This window comes from Amycolatopsis sp. TRM77291, from assembly GCF_054166285.1.
Genome location: NZ_JBSZHF010000021.1, coordinates 1 through 1,429, shown reverse-complemented (window position 1 = coordinate 1,429; position 1,429 = coordinate 1). Strand labels below are relative to the sequence as shown.

Here is a 1,429-nt window from a genome sequence, read left to right as displayed (position 1 = left end):
TGGCGGGCTTGGCCGGCTGGGCCGGGTGGGCGGGCTGCATCTGGTTGTACGTCACGCCGCCATCCTAGGGGCGAGACCCTCCCGTGTTCGTCGTGACGGACGGATCGAGGGAGGTAAAGATATGCGGACGTCCGACTAACGTGGGTCCGACCAAGCGTTATCGTCTTAGCCATGACGACCTCGACGCAGTTCTCCCACCTCCCGCACCCGAGCCCTGCGAGCCCGGAACGCGTCGCGGACGTATTGGCCGCACCCGGCTTCGGCCTGCATTTCACCGACCACATGGTGACCGTGAAATGGAGCGCCGAGCAGGGCTGGCACGAGGCGACCGTCGGGCCGTACGCGCCCTTCGCGCTCGACCCGGCGACTTCCGTCCTGCACTACGGCCAGGCGATCTTCGAAGGCCTCAAAGCGTACCGCCAGCCCGACGGCACGATCGCGGCGTTCCGCCCCGACGCGAACGCGATCCGCTTCCGCAACTCGGCCGAGCGGCTCGCCATGCCGCAGCTGCCGGTGGAGACCTTCCTCGACTCGATCCGAGAGCTGATCGCGGTCGACAGCCGCTGGGTGCCGACGAAGCCGGGCGAGTCGCTGTACCTGCGGCCGTTCATGATCTCCACCGAAGCCGGGCTCGGCGTCAACCGGCCCGCGAACGAGTACCTCTACGCGCTGATCGGCTCGCCCGCCGGCTCGTACTTCTCCGGCGGCGTGAAGCCGGTGAGCGTGTGGCTCTCGACCGAGTACGTGCGCGCCGTCCCCGGCGGCACCGGCGAAGCGAAGTGCGCTGGCAACTACGCGGCGTCCTTCGTCGCGCAGGCGCAGGCCGTGGAGAAGGGCTGCGACCAGGTCGTGTGGCTCGACGCGGTCGAGCGGCGCTGGGTCGAGGAAATGGGCGGGATGAACCTGTTCTTCGTCTTCGGCTCCGGTGACGAGGCCCGCGTCGTGACCCCGGAACTGACCGGCTCGCTGCTGCCGGGCGTGACCCGTAAATCGCTGCTGGAGCTGGCGAAGTCGTTCGGCCACCGGGTCGAGGAGCGGCGCGTCTCCACCGACGAGTGGGAGAAGGCGGCGGCTTCCGGCGAGCTGACCGAGGTGTTCGCCTGCGGGACCGCGGCGGTCATCACGCCGGTCGGGCACGTGAAGCACGCGGGCGGCGAGTTCTCCGTCGCGGGCGGGCAGCCCGGCGAGCTGACGATGAAGCTGCGCGGCGCGCTGACCGGGATCCAGGAGGGCACCCGGCCCGCCCCGGAAGGCTGGATGTACCCGCTGGGCTGACGCTCGAAGTACGTGAAGGCCCCCTTCATTGCGCTAGACGCAGTGAAGGGGGCCTTCACGTACTTGAGCTGGTCGCCCGGTCGCGGCTGTTCGCGGTCGTCGTGGCCGGTGTCGCGAAAGCCACTTTCGGGACGCCACACGTCCCGAAAGTGGC

Annotated in this window: 1 protein-coding gene; it reads left to right on the top strand. The window is 69.4% G+C overall.

Features of this window, described 5'->3' with window-relative positions; genetic code table 11:
• The first annotated feature begins 171 nt into the window (after positions 1–171).
• Complete coding sequence (locus ACXIZN_RS43160; RefSeq protein ID WP_457960775.1) at positions 172–1,275, top strand: branched-chain amino acid aminotransferase; 1,104 nt, start codon at positions 172–174, stop codon at positions 1,273–1,275.
• Positions 1,276–1,429 lie beyond the last annotated feature (154 nt).

Coding starts and splice junctions, on each gene's coding strand:
- ACXIZN_RS43160 (WP_457960775.1), top strand. CDS start 172: ATGACGACCTCGACGCAGTTCTCCCACCTCCCGCACCCGAGCCCTGCG.